This window comes from Nocardioides secundeburneus (genome assembly GCF_039939255.1).
In the GTDB taxonomy this organism is placed as follows: Bacteria; Actinomycetota; Actinomycetes; order Propionibacteriales; family Nocardioidaceae; genus Nocardioides.
Map to the genome: position 1 here is coordinate 312,880 of NZ_JBDUUE010000002.1, position 16,910 is coordinate 329,789.

At 72.0% G+C, this 16,910-nt stretch carries 14 protein-coding genes; 9 read left to right on the forward strand and 5 right to left on the reverse strand.

What is annotated here, in order from left to right:
* Positions 1-3 precede the first annotated feature (3 nt).
* Positions 4-1,632 carry an L-glutamate gamma-semialdehyde dehydrogenase gene (pruA, locus tag ABFT23_RS06475; RefSeq protein ID WP_347893434.1) on the forward strand — a complete coding sequence of 543 codons (1,629 nt, stop codon included), beginning with the start codon at positions 4-6 and terminating at the stop codon, positions 1,630-1,632.
* Positions 1,633-1,748: 116 nt separating this feature from the next.
* On the opposite strand, the gene ABFT23_RS06480 is transcribed toward pruA, so the two are convergent.
* On the reverse strand, positions 1,749-2,825 hold the full coding sequence (locus ABFT23_RS06480; protein WP_347893436.1) for an alkene reductase: 1,077 nt from the start codon (positions 2,823-2,825) through the stop codon (positions 1,749-1,751).
* Between the two features lie 99 nt (positions 2,826-2,924).
* Here ABFT23_RS06480 and ABFT23_RS06485 point away from each other — a divergent pair, with 99 nt between their 5' ends.
* Entirely contained in the window at positions 2,925-3,116 is a 192-nt protein-coding gene (locus tag ABFT23_RS06485; RefSeq protein WP_347893438.1) for a hypothetical protein, read from the forward strand.
* Here ABFT23_RS06485 and ABFT23_RS06490 read toward each other — a convergent pair.
* Both ABFT23_RS06490 and ABFT23_RS06495 read right to left on the reverse strand, forming a co-directional pair.
* Positions 3,101-3,586, reverse strand: a complete 486-nt coding sequence (locus tag ABFT23_RS06490; RefSeq protein WP_347893440.1) for a DUF2505 domain-containing protein — start codon at positions 3,584-3,586, stop codon at positions 3,101-3,103. The two genes, ABFT23_RS06485 and ABFT23_RS06490, sit on opposite strands and share 16 nt — an antisense overlap.
* 28 nt (positions 3,587-3,614) lie before the next feature.
* Positions 3,615-4,097 (reverse strand): DUF2505 domain-containing protein, encoded by a 483-nt coding sequence (locus ABFT23_RS06495; protein WP_347893442.1) that lies wholly within the window; start codon positions 4,095-4,097, stop codon positions 3,615-3,617.
* A 98-nt stretch (positions 4,098-4,195) separates the two neighbouring features.
* Here ABFT23_RS06495 and ABFT23_RS06500 point away from each other — a divergent pair, with 98 nt between their 5' ends.
* The 6 genes from ABFT23_RS06500 (at position 4,196) to ABFT23_RS06525 (ending at position 13,157) form a co-directional block, all read left to right on the forward strand.
* Complete coding sequence (locus ABFT23_RS06500; protein ID WP_347893444.1) at positions 4,196-5,023, forward strand: tryptophan 2,3-dioxygenase family protein; 828 nt, start codon at positions 4,196-4,198, stop codon at positions 5,021-5,023.
* Positions 5,020-5,526 carry a hypothetical protein gene (locus tag ABFT23_RS06505; protein WP_347893446.1) on the forward strand — a complete coding sequence of 169 codons (507 nt, stop codon included), beginning with the start codon at positions 5,020-5,022 and terminating at the stop codon, positions 5,524-5,526. The genes ABFT23_RS06500 and ABFT23_RS06505 overlap by 4 nt, the downstream gene beginning before the upstream one ends.
* Positions 5,527-5,535: 9 nt before the next feature.
* Entirely contained in the window at positions 5,536-6,069 is a 534-nt protein-coding gene (locus ABFT23_RS06510) for a hypothetical protein (RefSeq protein ID WP_347893448.1), read from the forward strand.
* An 87-nt stretch (positions 6,070-6,156) separates the two neighbouring features.
* Entirely contained in the window at positions 6,157-11,031 is a 4,875-nt protein-coding gene (locus tag ABFT23_RS06515; protein WP_347893450.1) for an NAD-glutamate dehydrogenase, read from the forward strand.
* 150 nt (positions 11,032-11,181) lie between these two features.
* A complete protein-coding gene (locus ABFT23_RS06520) occupies positions 11,182-12,081 on the forward strand; it encodes an ABC transporter ATP-binding protein (RefSeq protein WP_347893452.1) in 900 nt (299 codons plus the stop codon).
* Positions 12,078-13,157: an ABC transporter permease gene (locus ABFT23_RS06525; protein WP_347893454.1), complete on the forward strand. Its 1,080-nt coding sequence runs from the start codon at positions 12,078-12,080 to the stop codon at positions 13,155-13,157. The genes ABFT23_RS06520 and ABFT23_RS06525 overlap by 4 nt, the downstream gene beginning before the upstream one ends.
* A 10-nt stretch (positions 13,158-13,167) precedes the next feature.
* Here ABFT23_RS06525 and ABFT23_RS06530 read toward each other — a convergent pair whose 3' ends face one another.
* On the reverse strand, positions 13,168-13,962 hold the full coding sequence (locus tag ABFT23_RS06530; RefSeq protein ID WP_347893456.1) for a protein phosphatase 2C domain-containing protein: 795 nt from the start codon (positions 13,960-13,962) through the stop codon (positions 13,168-13,170).
* A gap of 92 nt (positions 13,963-14,054) precedes the next feature.
* Here ABFT23_RS06530 and ABFT23_RS06535 point away from each other — a divergent pair, with 92 nt between their 5' ends.
* A complete protein-coding gene (locus ABFT23_RS06535) occupies positions 14,055-15,692 on the forward strand; it encodes a trypsin-like peptidase domain-containing protein (protein WP_347893457.1) in 1,638 nt (545 codons plus the stop codon).
* Between the two features lie 150 nt (positions 15,693-15,842).
* Here ABFT23_RS06535 and ku read toward each other — a convergent pair whose 3' ends face one another.
* Positions 15,843-16,823, reverse strand: coding sequence for a non-homologous end joining protein Ku (gene ku / locus ABFT23_RS06540; RefSeq protein ID WP_347893458.1), 981 nt, complete (start codon positions 16,821-16,823; stop codon positions 15,843-15,845).
* Between the last annotated feature and the right edge of the window lie 87 nt (positions 16,824-16,910).

Here is a 16,910-nt window from a genome sequence, read left to right on the forward strand (position 1 = left end):
GGCATGGACGCGATCACCCACCCGCCGGCTCCCACCAACGAGCCGAACCTGTTCTACGCGCCCGGTAGCCCCGAACGGGCCGCCCTGTCCGCGGAGATCGACAAGCTCGAGCGTCGGCAGCACTCGTTCCGTGCGGTCATCAACGGACGACGCCGCAACGGCGGCGGTGCCGAGACGAAGGTCGTGCAGCCGCACGACCACCAGCACGTGCTCGGCACGCTGAAGAACGCGACGACCAACGACGCGCAGGCGGCGGTCAAGGCCGCGGCCGACGCCGGGCACGACTGGCGTCGTCTGTCGTTCGACGACCGGGCCGCGATCCTGCTGAAGGCCGCCGACCTGCTGGCCGGTCCGTGGCGCCAGCGGCTGAACGCGGCCACGGTGCTGGGTCAGTCGAAGACGGCGTTCCAGGCCGAGATCGACGCCGCGTGCGAGCTGATCGACTTCTGGCGCTTCAACGTGCACTACGCGCGGCAGGCCCTGGCCGAGCAGCCGGTGGCCAACAGCCCGGGGGTGTGGAACCGCACCGACCACCGCCCGCTCGAGGGCTTCGTCTACGCGATCACGCCGTTCAACTTCACCGCGATCGCCGGCAACCTGCCCACCGCTCCGGCGCTGATGGGCAACACGGTGGTCTGGAAGCCGAGCCCCACGCAGCAGCTGGCCGCGTCGTTGACGATGGAGCTGCTCGAGGAGGCCGGGATGCCGCCCGGAGTCATCAACATGCTGCCCGGCGACGGCCTCGACGTCTCGAAGGTCGCGCTCGCGCACCCCGACCTCGCCGGCATCCACTTCACGGGCTCGACCCCGACCTTCCAGCACCTGTGGCGCACGGTCGGCGAGAACCTGACCTCCTACCGGTCCTACCCGCGCATCGTGGGCGAGACCGGAGGCAAGGACTTCATCGTCGCCCACCCCTCGGCCGACCCCGACGTGCTCCGCACGGCGATGATCCGCGGCGCGTTCGAGTACCAGGGCCAGAAGTGCTCGGCGGCCTCACGCGCTTACGTGCCCAGGTCGCTGTGGGCCAAGATCAAGGACCAGCTGATCGCCGACACCGAGAACCTGTCGATGGGCGACCCGACCGACTTCTCGCACTTCATGGGCGCCGTCATCGACGAGCGCGCGTTCGCCAAGCACAAGGCCGCGATCACGCGGGCGCGGCGCACCCGGGGTCTCGAGGTCGTCGCGGGCGGGCAGACCGACGACTCCATCGGCTACTTCGTGCGCCCGACGATCATCACCGCCACCAACCCGGCCGACGCGATCTTCACCACCGAGTACTTCGGCCCGATCCTCGCCGTCCACGTCTACGACGACGCGCGGTGGGAGCAGGTCGTGCGCCAGCTCGAGGGGGTCTCGTCGTACGCGCTCACCGGCGCGGTGATCAGCCAGGACCGCGCCGCGATCGCGTGGGCCACCGAGACGCTGCGCTTCGCGGCCGGCAACTTCTACGTCAACGACAAGCCGACCGGCGCCGTCGTGGGCCAGCAGCCCTTCGGCGGTGGCCGCGCGTCGGGCACCAACGACAAGGCCGGGGCGGCGTCCAACCTGCTGCGCTGGACCTCGCCGCGCTCGATCAAGGAGACGTTCGTGCCGCCCACCGACCACCGCCACCCGCATCAAGGCTGACGGCAGGCCGCGAGGCACGAGGAGTGGTCCGAGCGCAGCCGAGACCCCCGCAGCGACACCGGCGCGACCACGGAGGTCGTGCGGCGTGACGCGGCGGGGGTCACGCGCGAGACAGCTCAGTCGTCGAGCGCCGGGTAGTCGGTGTAGCCCTCGGCGCCGCCGCCGTAGAACGTCGACTCGTCGAACTCGTTCAGCTCGGCGCCGGTCTGCCAGCGGCGCGGCAGGTCGGGGTTGGCGATGAACGGACGCCCGACGACGACGGCGTCGCCGAGGTCGTCGTCGAGCAGCGCCTGGGCGCTCTCGCGGGTGGTGACCTGGCCGAAGCCGTTGTTGATGAGCACGGGGCCGGCGAAGTCCTTGCGGATGCGCAGCACGGTCTCGCTGCGGGGGTCGGCCGCGAGCACGCTCACGTAGGCCAGCCCGAGCGGCGCGATGGCGCTCACGAGGGCGTCGTAGGTCGCCTCGACGTCGGCCGGGTCGTCCTCGGTGCAGCCCTGGATGTTGTGGGCCGGCGAGACCCGGATACCGACCCGTTCGGCGCCGATCGCCGCGGCGACCGCGTGGGTGACCTCGATGCCGAAGCGCGCGCGGTTCTCGGGCGAGCCGCCGTACTCGTCGGTGCGCTGGTTGGCGCCGGGCGCGAGGAACTGGTGGATCAGGTAGCCGTTGGCGGCGTGCACCTCGACGCCGTCGAGGCCGGCCTCGATCGCGTTGCGTGCGGCCTGCACGTACTCCTCCACGACGCTGGGGATCTCGGCGAGCTCGAGGGCGCGCGGGGTCGGGTAGTCCTGCATGCCGTTGGGGGTGAACACCTGGCCCGGTGCGGCGAGGGCCGACGGCGCGACGGTCTCGGCGCCGAGCTTGTTGTCGGGGTGGGCCACGCGCCCGGCGTGCATCAGCTGGACGACGATCCGTCCGCCGCGGGCGTGCACCGCCTCGGCGATGCGACGCCAGGCCTCGACCTGCTCACGCGAGTGGATGCCGGCGGTGTTGGCGTAGCCCTGGCCCACGAGGCTGGGCTGCGTGCCCTCGGTGATGAGCAGGCCGGCGCTGGCGCGCTGGGCGTAGTACTCGACGCCGAGGTCGCCGTGGACGCCGTGCGCGTCGGCGCGGTTGCGCGTGAGGGGAGCGAGGACGATCCGGTTGGGCAGCGTCCAGGCACCCACGGTCAGCGGGTCGAAGAGGTCGGGCACGGTCACTCCTGGAGGTCGGTGGTTGCGGCGTACCTCCGTTCCAGCGTCATCGGGGCGGGCGATGTTCCGTGAGTGAGGTCACCCAGGCATGATCGGGGGGTGGTCATTCCTCTGCACATGGGTGCGCTGCACCCGGTCGAGCAGGTGCTGACGCTGGTCCTGGCGTTCGGCCCGTTCGTCGTGCTCGGGATCGTGATCGTCCTGCGCCGTCGCGCCGACGAGCGCGCTGAGGCCCGGGCCGCCGAGGAGGCGACCCCGGTCGACCCGCACCTCGGTCAGGCCGAGAGGTAGTCGCGCCCGACCTTGTACTCGGCCTGGAGGGCCTTGAGCAGCAGGTCGCCGATGAGGCCCTCGAGCTTGCCGGCGACGAGCGGGATCTTCACCTTGACGGTGAGGGTGACCGTCTCGACGGTGCCGCCGTCGGCGGTGGGCTCGAGCACCGCGGTGCCGGTCATCTCGCCGGGCTTGCCGGGGATGGTGACGGTGACGTCGCCGTGGGTGAGGCTCGTCCAGGACTCCTCCTGGACGATGTTGGTCTCGTCGCCGACGATCTTCTTCGCGAACGACGGCACGCCCTTGGTCTCCTGGACCTGGTCGATGCGGACCTGCTTGGTCTCGCCGTCGACGTCGATCGACACGTCGGCCTTGATCACGCGCTGGTAGGCGCAGACGTCCTCGCGGAACGTGGGGTCGGCGAGCATCGCCGCGACCTTCTCGACGGGGGCGTCGTAGGCCATCTCGTAGCTGATGGTCTTGGGCATCTGAGTGGGTCTCCTGTGTCTGGTGGGTCTACTTCTCGCCGGCGAGCCAGGCGGCGCCGACCGTGTGCTCGACGTCCATGTGGCTCTTGATGTTCTCGGCCATGAGGCCCTCGAGCCTGCCGCCCACGAGCGGCACCTTCACCGTGATCTCGAGCTCGACGGTCTCGGTGGTGCCGGTACCCGTGGCGGCGAGGGTGATCGTGCCGGACGCCGTGGTGGGCTTGCCGGGGGTGACGACGTCGAGGGTGCCGTGCGTGCTGCTCGACCACGACTCCGTGAGGGTGACCTCGGTGGTGTCACCGGTGATCTTCCTCGCGATCGCCGGCAGGCCGGCGGTGTGCTGCACCTGGTCCATCTCGAGCTCGAAGCCGTCGCCGGACGGCGTCAGCCGCACGTCGGCGCTGACCACGTCCTGGGCGGCGCAGACCTTCTCGCGGAACGCCGGGTCGGCCAGCATCGCGAACACCGCGTCGGGCGCTGCGTCGTAGGTCAGCGCGTGGCGGAACTGCATGCGGTCATCATGCACGCCTGCGCCGACGTCGGTGGGGTGAACCGGGGGTGGCCGGGCGGGCCGCGCGCCGCGTCACGACGTCGTGGTTGAGTGACGAGGTGTCCGAGAACCATGACGAGAAGCCCGGCCGGCTCCCCGCGGAGGACTTCGTCTCCTTCGGCGAGCAGGGCGCCCAGCTGACCTACGGCAGCTACCTGCGCCTGCCCGACCTGCTCGACGCCCAGCACCTCGAGTCCGACCCGCCGGCGCACGACGAGCTGCTGTTCATCACGATCCACCAGGTCTACGAGCTGTGGTTCAAGCAGCTCATCCACGAGGTCACGGCTGCGCGCGAGGCGATGGTGGCCGGCGAGCTGTGGTGGGCGCAGCACCTGTTGAGCCGGGTGCACGTCATCGAGCGCGTGCTCGTGCAGCAGGTCGACGTGCTCGAGACGATGACCCCGCAGGACTTCCTGCAGTTCCGGCAGCGGCTCGCGCCGGCGTCCGGGTTCCAGAGCGTGCAGTTCCGCGAGCTGGAGTTCATGTCGGGGGCCAAGGACCCGCAGTACCTCCAGCGCTTCCGCGGCCTCACCGACGACGAGCAGGCCAGGCTGCGGCGTCGCCTCGACGAGCCGACGCTGTGGGACGCCTTCCTCGCCGTCCTGCAGGCCCACGACCTGCCGGCCGAGGACGACGAGCAGGTCGTCGCCTCGGTGCGCACGGCGGCGCACGACCGGTCGCAGTACGCCGCGGTGTGGGCGCTGGCCGAGGCGCTGCTGCAGCACGACGAGCTCGCCGCGAGCTGGCGGGCGCGGCACGTCGTCATGGTCGAGCGGATGATCGGCGGCAAGTCCGGCACCGGCGGGTCGAGCGGCTCGGCCTACCTGCGCGGACGACTGCCGCTGCAGTACTACCCGCTGCTGTGGGACGTGCGCAGCCGGCTGTGACCGCACCGCTGCTGCTGACCTGGAACCCCGGGCCCGACGACGACCGCGTCTACGACGGCGCGCGGTGGTCGGCCGAGGTCGTCGCGCCCTGCGCCGCCGGCGAGGTCGTCGCGTCCACGTGGGGCGTCGGGCGTCACCGGCACGGCATCGGTCCCGACCAGCCGGCGGTGCTGCACCGGCAGGGGGTCCACGGGCGCGGCATCGTGGCGCGCGGCGTGATCACCTCGGGCGTGCTCACCGGCGAGCGCGACCGCACGCCGGGGCGGGTCACGAACTACGTCGAGCTGCAGTGGCACGAGGCGGTGCCGGTCGACCTGCGCCTCGACCTCGACGACCTGCAGCCGCTGACCCCCGACTTCGCGTGGCGTCACGTCTACTCGTCCGGACGACGCCTGCCGCCGGCAGTGGCCGACGTCGTCGTCGCCGAGTGGCAGGCCCACCTGCGCGAGCCCGTCGTGGCCGACGCCCTCCGGGCCCTCGTCGACGGGCCGCGACCGGGGTAGCGTCCGACCATGCGCCCCGTCGCCGCCGTCCTCGCGCTCGTGCTCACCGCCCTGCTCGGGTCGGTGACGCCGGCCCGGGCCGAGACCCGCACCATCGACGACGGCGCCACCGCGGTGCCGGCCGAGATGGACCTGCTCACGGTGAAGATCGCCAACAAGCCCCGCACGGTGGTGCTGACCGCGACCTTCCGCGACCTCGTGGCCGGCAGGCGCGCCAACCTGCGCGTCTTCGTCGACCCGCGCCCCGGCGACGAGCCGGGCTACATCGCCTACGCCAAGCTGAACCGCGCCGGCCGCACCAGCGGCACCCTGCAGGTCGCCACCGACGACGAGTTCGGCGGCCGGCCGATCGCTTGCGAGGGCTACACCGTGACCTGGTCGGTCGAGGCCGACCGGGTGCGGGTCGTCGTCCCGCAGCGTTGCCTGCAGCCCAACGGCACCCGCCACCGGTTCAAGGCGGTCAGCGGCTTCTGGGACGGCGTCCGGGGCGACTCCACCTCGTTCGTCACCGTGGTGAAGGGCCGGGTCGGGCGGTCTGCCTGACCCCGGCCCACGGCGTGTGAACAGGTCCACGTGCCGCCCGCCGTGGCGATGTTGTGGCCGCGCGGGCCGGGCCATACCGTGAGCAGCGTGTCAACGACGACGCACGCCTCGGACAAGGTCGAGCTCTTGAGCAAGGCCACGGAACTCGCGAAGCACGGGAAGGGGAGCGGCGGGCCACCGCACGACGCGGTCGGCGACCTGCTGCACGCCTACTACCGCCACGTGCCGGCCGAGGACCTCGTCGACCGCTCCGACGCCGACGTCTACGGGGCGCTGGCCTCGCACTACAAGCTCGCCGCCGAGCGACCGCAGGGCACCGCCCAGGTGCGGGTGTTCACCCCGACCCCGGCCGAGCACGGCTGGAGCGCGAGCGGGCACACCGTGGTGGAGGTCGTCGTCGACGACATGCCGTTCCTGGTCGACAGCCTCACCATGGAGCTCAGCCGCCAGCTGCACGACGTGCACCTCGTCGTGCACCCGAGCTTCGACGTCGTCCGCGACATCACCGGCGCCCTCCAGTCGGCGTCGCCGGTCGCCGACGGCCTCAACCAGCCGGCCGAGGGCGCCGTCCGCGAGTCGTGGATGCACGTCGAGGTCGACCGGCTGCGCGAGGCCGACGGCGACGGCGCCGCGGCAGCGATCGTCGACGACGTGCAGCGGGTGCTGCGCGACGTCCGCGAGGCCGTCGAGGACTGGTCGAAGATGAACGAGCGGGTCACCGAGATCGTGCAGGAGCTGCACGACGACCCGCCCCCGCTCGAGGCCGACGAGCTGCGGCAGGCCGGCGAGCTGCTCACCTGGCTCGCCGACGGCCACTTCACCTTCCTCGGCTACCGCGAGTACTCCCTCGAGCGGGCCGACTTCGACGGCGTCGAGGACGACGTGCTGCGCGCCGTCCCGGGCACCGGTCTCGGCATCCTGCGCTCCGACCAGGACATGTCGGAGTCGTTCGGCCGGCTGCCCGACGCCGTCAAGGCCAAGGCGCGCGAGAAGACGCTGCTGGTGCTGGCCAAGGCCAACTCGCGCGCCACCGTGCACCGGCCGGCCTACCTCGACTACGTCGGGGTCAAGACGTTCGGTGCCGACGGCGAGGTCACCGGCGAGCGGCGCTTCCTCGGGCTGTTCTCCAGCGCGGCCTACACCGAGTCGCTCCTGCGCATCCCGCTCGTGCGCGAGAAGGTGCAGACCGTCCTCGACCGCAGCGGCTTCGACCCGCAGAGCCACGCCGGCAAGGCACTGCTCGACACTCTCGAGACCTACCCGCGCGACGACCTGTTCCACACCCCCGTCGAGGAGCTCGGCCCGCTCGCCGAGGCGGCCATGCAGGCGCGCGAGCGACGCGCGGTGCGGACGTTCGTGCGCAAGGACACCTACGGCCGCTACGTCTCGGTGCTCGTCTACCTGCCGCGCGACCGCTACAACACCGGCGTCCGCGAGAAGTTCGTGCAGATCCTCAAGGACCGCTTCGGTGGCGGCAACAGCGACGAGGCGAGCGTCGAGTTCAACGTGCGGATCAACGAGTCCACGACCGCACGCGTGCACTTCGTCGTGCACCAGCCGGCCGGAGAGCCCATCCCCGACGTCGACCTGGTCGACCTCGAGCGGCGGCTCGCCGAGGCGTCGCGCTCGTGGCGCGACGACTTCACCAGCGCCGTCATCGCCGAGTACGGCGAGGAGGTCGGCGCCATCCTGGGCCGCCGCTACGCCGACTCGTTCCCCGAGGGCTACAAGGAGGACTTCGCGCCGCGTGCGGCGTCGGTCGACCTCGGCCGGCTCGAGGGCATCATCGGCGACGAGGGCCTCGACCACTCGCTCTACCAGGACCTCGACGCCGGCGCCGGCGAGGCGCGGCTCAAGCTCTACCGGGTCGGCGAACCCCTGTCGTTGAGCCAGGTGCTGCCGATGCTGAGCTCGATGGGCGTCGAGGTCGTCGACGAGCGCCCCTACGCGCTCACCGGCCTCGACCGGCCCTCGCACATCTACGACTTCGGGCTGCGCTACGCCGGCACGCTGCCCGACAGCATGCGCGAGCCGTTCCAGGACGCCATCCGGGCGGTGTGGCAGGGGTTCACCGAGATCGACGGCTTCAACGCCCTCGTGCTCGGTGCCCGGCTCACGTGGCGCCAGGCGGCGATGCTGCGCGCCTACGCCAAGTACATGAAGCAGGGCGGCACGCCGTTCGCGCTCGACTACATCGAGGGCGCGCTGCTCGGCCACACCGACATCACCCGGCTGCTCGTCGAGCTCTTCGAGGCCCGGTTCGACCCCGACGCCGAGCGTGGCCGCGAGGCCGACGTCGAGCAGCGCATCCTGGCGGCGCTCGACGACGTCGACAGCCTCGACCACGACCGGATCCTGCGCTCCTACCTCACCGACGTGAAGGCGACGCTGCGCACCAACTACTTCCAGGAGACGCAGGACGGCGAGCCGCACTCCTACATCTCCTTCAAGCTCGAACCATCGGCCATCCCCGACCTGCCCGAGCCGCGACCGGCGTTCGAGATCTTCGTCTACTCGCCCCGGGTCGAGGGAGTGCACCTGCGCTTCGGCGCCGTCGCCCGCGGCGGCCTGCGCTGGAGCGACCGGCGCGACGACTTCCGCACCGAGGTGCTCGGCCTGGTCAAGGCGCAGATGGTCAAGAACACCGTCATCGTGCCGGTGGGCGCGAAGGGCGGGTTCTTCGCCAAGGCCCTGCCCGACCCCTCGGTCGACCGCGACGCCTGGCTGGCCGAGGGCATCGCCTGCTACAAGACGTTCATCTCGGGCCTGCTCGACGTCACCGACAACCTCGTCGACGGCGAGACGGTGCCGCCCGAGCGCGTCGTGCGCCACGACGGCGACGACTCCTACCTCGTCGTCGCCGCCGACAAGGGCACGGCCACCTTCTCCGACATCGCCAACGGCGTGGCGAAGGACTACGGGTTCTGGCTCGGCGACGCCTTCGCCAGCGGTGGGTCGGTGGGCTACGACCACAAGGCCATGGGCATCACCGCCCGCGGCGCCTGGGTCTCGGTGCAGCGCCACTTCCGCGAGATGGGCATCGACTGCCAGAACGAGGACTTCACCTGCGTCGGCATCGGCGACATGTCCGGCGACGTGTTCGGCAACGGCATGCTCTGCTCCGAGCACATCCGCCTCGTGGCCGCCTTCGACCACCGCCACATCTTCGTCGACCCCACGCCCGACGCGGCGTCGTCCTTCGCCGAGCGCAAGCGGCTGTTCGCGCTGCCGCGCTCGAGCTGGGCCGACTACGACACGGCACTGATCTCCGAGGGCGGCGGGGTGTTCCCGCGCTCGGCGAAGTCGATCCCGGTCTCGCCGCAGATGCGCGAGGCGCTGGGCATCGAGGACGACGCCGCCAAGCTGACGCCGGCCGAGCTGATGCGCGCCGTCCTGCTCGCGCCCGTCGACCTGCTGTGGAACGGCGGCATCGGCACCTACGTGAAGTCCGACGAGGAGACCCACGCGCACGCCGGCGACAAGGCCAACGACGCCATCCGCGTGAACGGCGGCGAGCTGCGCGCCCGCTGCGTCGGCGAGGGCGGAAACCTCGGTCTCACCCAGGCCGGCCGCATCGACTACGCGCGCAACGGCGGACGCGTCAACACCGACTTCATCGACAACTCCGCCGGCGTCGACACCTCCGACCACGAGGTCAACATCAAGATCCTGCTCGACCGCGTGGTCGCCTCCGGCGACCTCACCGAGAAGCAGCGCAACGCCGTCCTGGCCGAGATGACCGACGAGGTCGCCGAGCTGGTGCTGCGCGACAACTACGAGCAGAACCTGGCCCTGGCCAACGCGGCGGCCAACGCCGCGCCGCTGCTGCACGTGCACGAGACCTGGATGAAGAAGCTCGAGGCCGACGGCGTGCTCAACCGTGAGCTGGAGGACCTGCCGACCAGCCGCCAGGTCGCGCGCCGCATCGACCGCGGCCAGGGCCTCTCCGTGCCGGAGCTGTCGGTGCTGCTGGCCTGGACGAAGATCGTGCTGGCCTACGAGCTGCTCGACTCTGACCTGCCCGACGACCCCTACCTCGACCGCGACCTGCGCGAGTACTTCCCGACCCAGGTCCGCGAGGGCTTCGCCGAGCGCGTCACCGAGCACCCGCTGCGCCGCGAGATCATCGTGACCCAGGTGGTCAACGACCTCGTCAACGGCGCCGGCATGACCTACTGGCCCCGGCTGGCCCGCGAGACCGGTGCCACGGCCGCCGAGCTCACCCGCGCCAACTTCGTGGCGCGCGAGATCTTCGGCTCGCTGCCGATGCGCGAGGAGATCGCCACCTACGACAACCGGCTCGACGCCGCGGTGCAGACCCAGATGCGGGTCGAGATGCGCACCCTGGTCGAGCGCGGCTCGCGCTGGCTGGTCACCAACCGCCGGCCCCCGCTCGACAGCATCGGCCTGGTCGAGCAGTTCGCGGGGCCGGTGCAGGCGGCCACCGCCGAGCTGCCCGACCTCATGGTCGGGCGCGAGCTCGAGGCGTTCCACCAGCGCCGCGACCAGCTCGTCGAGGCGGGCGTGCCCGACGACCTCGCCGCCCGGGTCGCGGTGCTGCCGCCGTCGTACCAGCTGCTCAACATCGTCGAGATCGCCGGGCGCGAGCAGCTCGAGATCGCCGACGTCGCCCGCGTGCACTTCGCGCTCGGCGAGCGCCTCGGCCTCTCCGCCCTGGTGCAGCAGATCCTCACGCTGCCGCGCGACGACCAGTGGCAGACCATGGCGCGGGCCGCCCTGCGCGACGACCTGCACGCCGTCCACGCCCAGCTGACCAACCAGGTGCTCGCGACGACGTCGGCCGACGAGCCGGCCCCGGTGCGCATCACGCTGTGGGAGGAGAACGACGAGGTCGTCGTCACCCGCGCCGCCGAGACCCTCGCGCAGCTGTGCGCCGAGGGCAACGCCGACCTCGCCCGCATGTCCGTCGGGCTCCGGGTCGTGCGGGGTCTGCTGACGTAGGGGGGCGGGGAGTACCCGGTGCACCGGGTACTCCTGACGTTCTCGGGTGTTGCAACGCCTGAGAACGTCGTGCAGTCCCTGAGGAGGTCGGCGCGGCCCGGTTGCGCGTGGTCGCCCACCCACGAGTCCGAGCACCTAGGGTCTGGTCCCATGGCGGCGATCGAGGTGCAGGGTCTGGCGAAGACCTACGGCGACCTCCGCGCCGTCGACGGCGTCGACCTCGAGGTGGCCGAGGGCGAGTTCTTCGGCCTGCTCGGCCCCAACGGCGCCGGCAAGACCACGACGCTGGAGATGATCGAGGGCCTGCGCCGCCCGGACGCCGGCACGGTGCGCGTGCTCGGCGAGGAGGTGTGGCCGCGCAACGAGGCGCTGCTACCGCGCGTCGGCGTCCAGCTGCAGGCCTCGGCCTTCTTCGAGCGGCTCACCGCGCGTGAGCAGCTGCGCACCTTCGCCGCGCTGTACGGCGTCGATCGCGCCGAGGCCGACCGGTGGCTCGAGGAGGTCGGCCTCGAGGACAAGGCCGGCACGAGGGTCGAGGACCTCTCCGGCGGCCAGGCCCAGCGGCTCTCGATCGCGTGCGCGCTCGTGCACGACCCCGAGCTCGTCTTCCTCGACGAGCCGACCGCGGCCCTCGACCCGCAGGCGCGCCGCAACCTGTGGGACCTGCTCTCGGGCCTCAACGACTCCGGACGCACCGTCGTGCTCACGACCCACTACATGGACGAGGCCGAGGTGCTGTGCGACCGGGTCGCGATCATCGACGCCGGCCGCATCCTCGAGTGCGACTCGCCGGCCGCGCTCGTCCGCACGCTCGACGCCCCGGCCCGGGTGTCCGTCGCGCCTGGCCAGCTGGACGTCGGGACCGCTCGCGGCCTGGCCGGTGTCGACGACGTCGTGGAGTCGCACGACGGGCTCGTGCTCACCACGCGCACGCCCGGCCCGGTGCTGGCCCGGCTCGCCGAGCTCGACCACCTCGACGGCGTCCGGGTGCAGACCGGCACGTTGGAGGACGTCTTCCTGTCGCTGACCGGGCGGGAGTACCGAGCATGAGGGGCACCGCGTTCGGCGCCATCTCGATGGCGATCGTCAAGGGCTTCGTGCGCGACAAGGCCGCGGTGTTCTTCGCGATCGTCTTCCCGCTGATGTTCCTCGTGCTCTTCGGCGGGATCTTCTCCGACCAGGGCCAGAGCAAGGTCGAGCTCGTCGTGGTCGGCGACGTGCCGCTCGTCGACCAGCTGCCGGACGACGCCCGCGAGGCGTTCGACGAGACCTTCGAGGTGACGAGGTCTGACGACCTCAGCACGGCGCTCGACGACGTCCGCAAGGGCGACGCCGACGTCGCGATCCAGATGCAGGGCGAGACCCTCGTCGCCCACTACACCCAGACCGACCAGGTGAAGGCGGCGGTCACGCAGGGCACGCTGAGCGCGTTCGTCGACGCAGCCAACCTCGCCGCCGTCTCGCGCGAGAGCGGCACCCAGCCGCCGTACGCGTTCCAGGCCCACCGGGTCGAGGACGACTCGCTGACGACCATCCAGTTCGTGACGCCGGGCCTGCTCGGCTGGGCGGTCGCGATGAGTGCTGCGTTCGGTGCCGCGGCGACGATCCAGGGCTGGCGACAGAGCAAGCTCATCCGGCGCCTCCAGCTCGCGCCGGTGCCGACCCGCACGGTCGTCGGCGCCCGCATCGTCGTCGCGATCGGCATCGCCCTGGTGCAGATGGCGATCTTCCTCGGCCTCGGCGCCGCCGCGTTCGGCCTCACGCTCACCGGGTCGTGGTGGATGGCGGTGCCGATCGTCGTCGTCGGCACGCTGTGCTTCATGGCCGTCGGCCTGCTCGCCGGGGCCGTCACGACCAGCGTCGAGGGGGCCGTCAACGCCGCGAACTTCATGGTGCTGCCGATGGCCTTCCTGTCCGGCTCGTTCTTCCCGCTCGACGCCGCGCCGTCGTGGCTGCGCACCGTCTCGGACCTACTACCGCTCAAGCACCTCAACGAGGCCATGCTCGACGTGATGGTGCGCGGCGAGGGGCCCGGCTCGGCCCTGGTGCCGGTCGCGATCCTCGCCGGCTTCGCGGTCGTGGTGACCCTGGTCGCCGCGCGGCTCTTCCGCTGGGAGTCGACCTAGCGGGCTCGCGTCAGGTGCGGGCGACGACCGCGATCGTCGTGTCGTCGCCGCCGGCCTGGGCGGGCTCGGCGACGCGCCGCGGCAGGTCGGCGCGGACGGCGTCGATGCCGCCGGCACGCGCGGTCGACGCGAGCTCGGTGCCCGTCGTCCGCCACCACGACGCCGGGTCGACGCGGGCCTTGCCGAGGCCGTCGGTGGCCACGTAGGCGAGCGTGACCTGGTTGCCGCGTTCGCCGTCGTCGAGCGCGACGACCGCGGTGCGCAGCGACGAGATCGGGTCGGGCTGGCACAGCGACGAGGTGTGGACGCCGTCGAGCGCCGGGTCGTCGACCACCGGTCGGTGCGCGCGGCCCGAGGCCCGCGCCAGCACGGCGTCGCCGTCGCCGATCTGGAGGACGACGAGGTGCGTGCCGGTGACGGCGATCGCGACGAGCGTGGTGCCGTAGGGCACGAGCGGGCCGCGGCGCAGCTCGTCGGAGCGCATCGGGTGGGCCTGCGCGTGGGCCAGCACGTCGTCGCGCCACAGCTCGACGACCTCCGCAGCTGCGGCCCGCGGGTCGACCTCGGGCAGCGCCGCCCTCAGGACCTCGAGGGTGCGGGTCGCGGCGACCTGCGAGCCGGTGCCGCTGCGGAAGTGCATCGGGTGCCCGTGACCGTCGGCGACGACGGCGATCGCGGCCGACCCGTCGTCGGCGGCCCAGGTTTGCACGGCGTCCTGGTTGGGAAGGTGCTCGCGAACGTGGAACGAGCCGATGGTGGTCGCCGAGGCGACCTGCCACCCGGCGGCACTCGGGCTGACCGGCATCTGACTCCTCCCGCGACCTGACGATGCTGACGATGCGACCTGACGATGCGAACGACCCGACGATGCTAGGCCGAAGGCCGGAGGAGGACGCGGTGGCGGGTCTCACGGTCCGCCTCGACGGCCGGGTGCTGCACTTCGACGGCAGCCGACCGGTCCGCGTCGGCCGGGCGCTCGAGGCCGACGTCGTGCTCACCGCCCTCTCGGTCTCGCGGTCGCACGCCGAGCTGCGGCCCGACGGCGACGGCTGGGTGCTGGTCGACGCCGGCAGCCAGTTCGGCACGTTCACGGGTCGCGACCGGGTCCGCGTGCACCGCCTCGACGGCGCCGTCGACGTGCAGTGCGGGCCCGAGACCGTCGGCTCCACGTTCACCGCCGAGCCCATCGCCCCCGGCCGCCCTCTCCCGGCGCCGGCGTCGGTGCACCGGGTGCCGCGCCACGCCGCCGCACCGGAGCCGACGATGTACGGCGGACCCCGCTCGCTGCCGGAGCGGGCCCCGCAGCCTCGCACCGGCCCCGACCTGTTCCTGGTCGCGCGCGGCGAGGAGCACCGCTTCCGCCATCCAGCCCACCTGCGGGTGGGCAGCGACGCCGGCTGCGAGGTCGTCGTCGACGACGAGGCGGTCTCGCCCCTGCACGGTCAGGTCGACGCCGTCCCGGGAGGGTGGGTCTGGACCGACCTGTCCGACCAGGGCACCTTCCGCCGAGGACGCCGGACCGGGTCCCGTCCGCTCCGCGGCCGCCTCGACCTCCGCCTCGGCCACCCGGTCGCCGGGCCCCGCCTCATCCTGACGCCGGTGCTGACCGCGGCCGAGGACGAGCGTCGCATCGTGCGGCGCCGACGTCGTCGCCTCCTCGCGCGGGCCGGTGGCGTCGCTGCCGCGCTGCTGCTGGTCGCCGCGACGGTGGTGGGCGTCGTCCGGCTCACCGACGACGCGTCGCCGTCGTCCGACGTCGCCCGCGAGGGCACCGTGCCGTCGTCCGAGACCGCGGAGGCCGCGGCCGAGGTCTCGTCGTCCCTCGACGACCTCACCGCCACCGAGCTCGACCGGGCCAAGGCCGCCACCGTGCTGCTCACGGGCGAGACCGAGGACGACGACGGCGACCCGGTCACCTACACGGGCTCGGGCACCATCATCAGCAGCGACGGCCTCATCCTCACCAACGCCCACGTGGCGATGCCGGAGGCCGAGGGACTCGCGTCGTACTACGGAGACCCCGGCCTCGCCGACCCCGACCACCTGCGCGTCTCGCTCGTCGAGGGCGACGACGACGCCCCGGCCGCCGCGGAGTACCTCGCCCGCCCGGTCGAGGTCGACGGCAGGCGCGACGTCGCGGTGATGCAGGTCTACGCCACCGTCGACGGCGCCGAGGTCGACCCCGCCACGCTCGACCTGCCCGTCATCCCGGTCGGCGACTCCGACGAGCTCGAGTCGGGCGACGACGTGACCGTGCTCGGCTTCCCCGGCATCTCGGGATCGACGCGGCTCACGGTCACCAAGGGCGTGATCTCGACGTTCATCGACCGCTCGGGGATGGGACCGCGCTCGGAGATCGACACCGACACCCGCATCGCCCCGGGCAACTCGGGGGGAGCGGCGATCAACAACGACGCCGAGATCATCGGCATCCCGTCGTCGCTGTTCGGCGACGAGGGGTCGCCGGTGGTGAGCGGGCGCATCCGCCCGGTCAACGTCGTCCTCGACCTGATCGAGGCCGCCGAGCGGCGCTGACCGGGCAGCCGGTCGCACCGACCGCGCACCATGCTTCTCGGGGACTGCTCCCGCTTCTCAGGTGTTGCAACCCCTGGGAACGTCAGGAGTACCCGGTGCACCGGGTACTCCCCGCCCCGGGCCCCGCCGGCCCCAGGACGACGGACGCCGTCAGCTCGCCTTCTTGGCCGGCGCCTTCTTCGTGGTCTTCTTGGCGGCGGTCTTCTTGGCCGCCGTCTTCTTGGCTGCGGCCTTCTTCGCCGGAGCCTTCATGGCGTTCTTCTTCGCCGGGGCCCTCTTGGCCGCGGTCTTCTTCGCCGGCGCCTCGTCGGAGTCGCCCGCGTCGTCGGAGTCGTCGGCGTCGTCCGGCACGTCCTCGCCGCGGGCGGTCTTGGCCGCGGCGACGGAGCGCTGGAGCGCGGCGAGCAGGTCGACGACCTCGCCGCCGGTCTTGGTGGAGGTGGGGGTGCGCTTGATCTCGCCGCCCTCGATCTTGGCCTTGACGACGGCCTGGACGGCGTCGGCGTAGTCGTCCTCGAACTCGCTGGCGTCGAAGTCGCCGGCGAGGGTCTCGACGAGCATCTGGGCCATCTTGACCTCGGAGTCCTTGATCTCCCCGGTCTCGATCTGGAAGTCGGGGGTACGGATCTCGTCGGGCCACATCATCGTCTGGAGCACGATCACGTCGTCGCGCACGCGCAGCACCGCGACGGAGGTGCGGTTGCGCAGCGCGATGGTGACGACGGCCATGCGGTCGGCGTCGAGCAGGGCCTGGCGCAGCAGGGCGTAGGGCTTGGCGCCGGTCTTCTCGGGCTCGAGGTAGTAGGACTTCTCGAACAGCATCGGGTCGATCTGCGACGTCGGCACGAACTTCTCGACGGCGATCTCGCGCGACGAGGTCAGGGGCAGCGAGGCCATGTCGTCGTCGGTGAGGATGACCATCTCGCCGTCCTCGGTCTCGTAGCCCTTGGCGATCTCGGCGTAGGGCACCTCCTCGCCGTCGATGGAGCACACGCGCTGGTACTTGATGCGCCCGCCGTCGGCCTCGTGCACCTGCCGGAACGAGATGTCGTGGCTCTCGGTCGCCGAGTAGAGCTTGACCGGCACGCTGACCAGCCCGAAGGACACCGCGCCCTTCCAGATCGCACGCATGGGGGAAGCCTTTCGTCGGACGATTGCTCCTCAGTGTGACGGGTGGGACCCCCGGAAGTCATCGCCCGACGGGGCAGGATGGGCGCG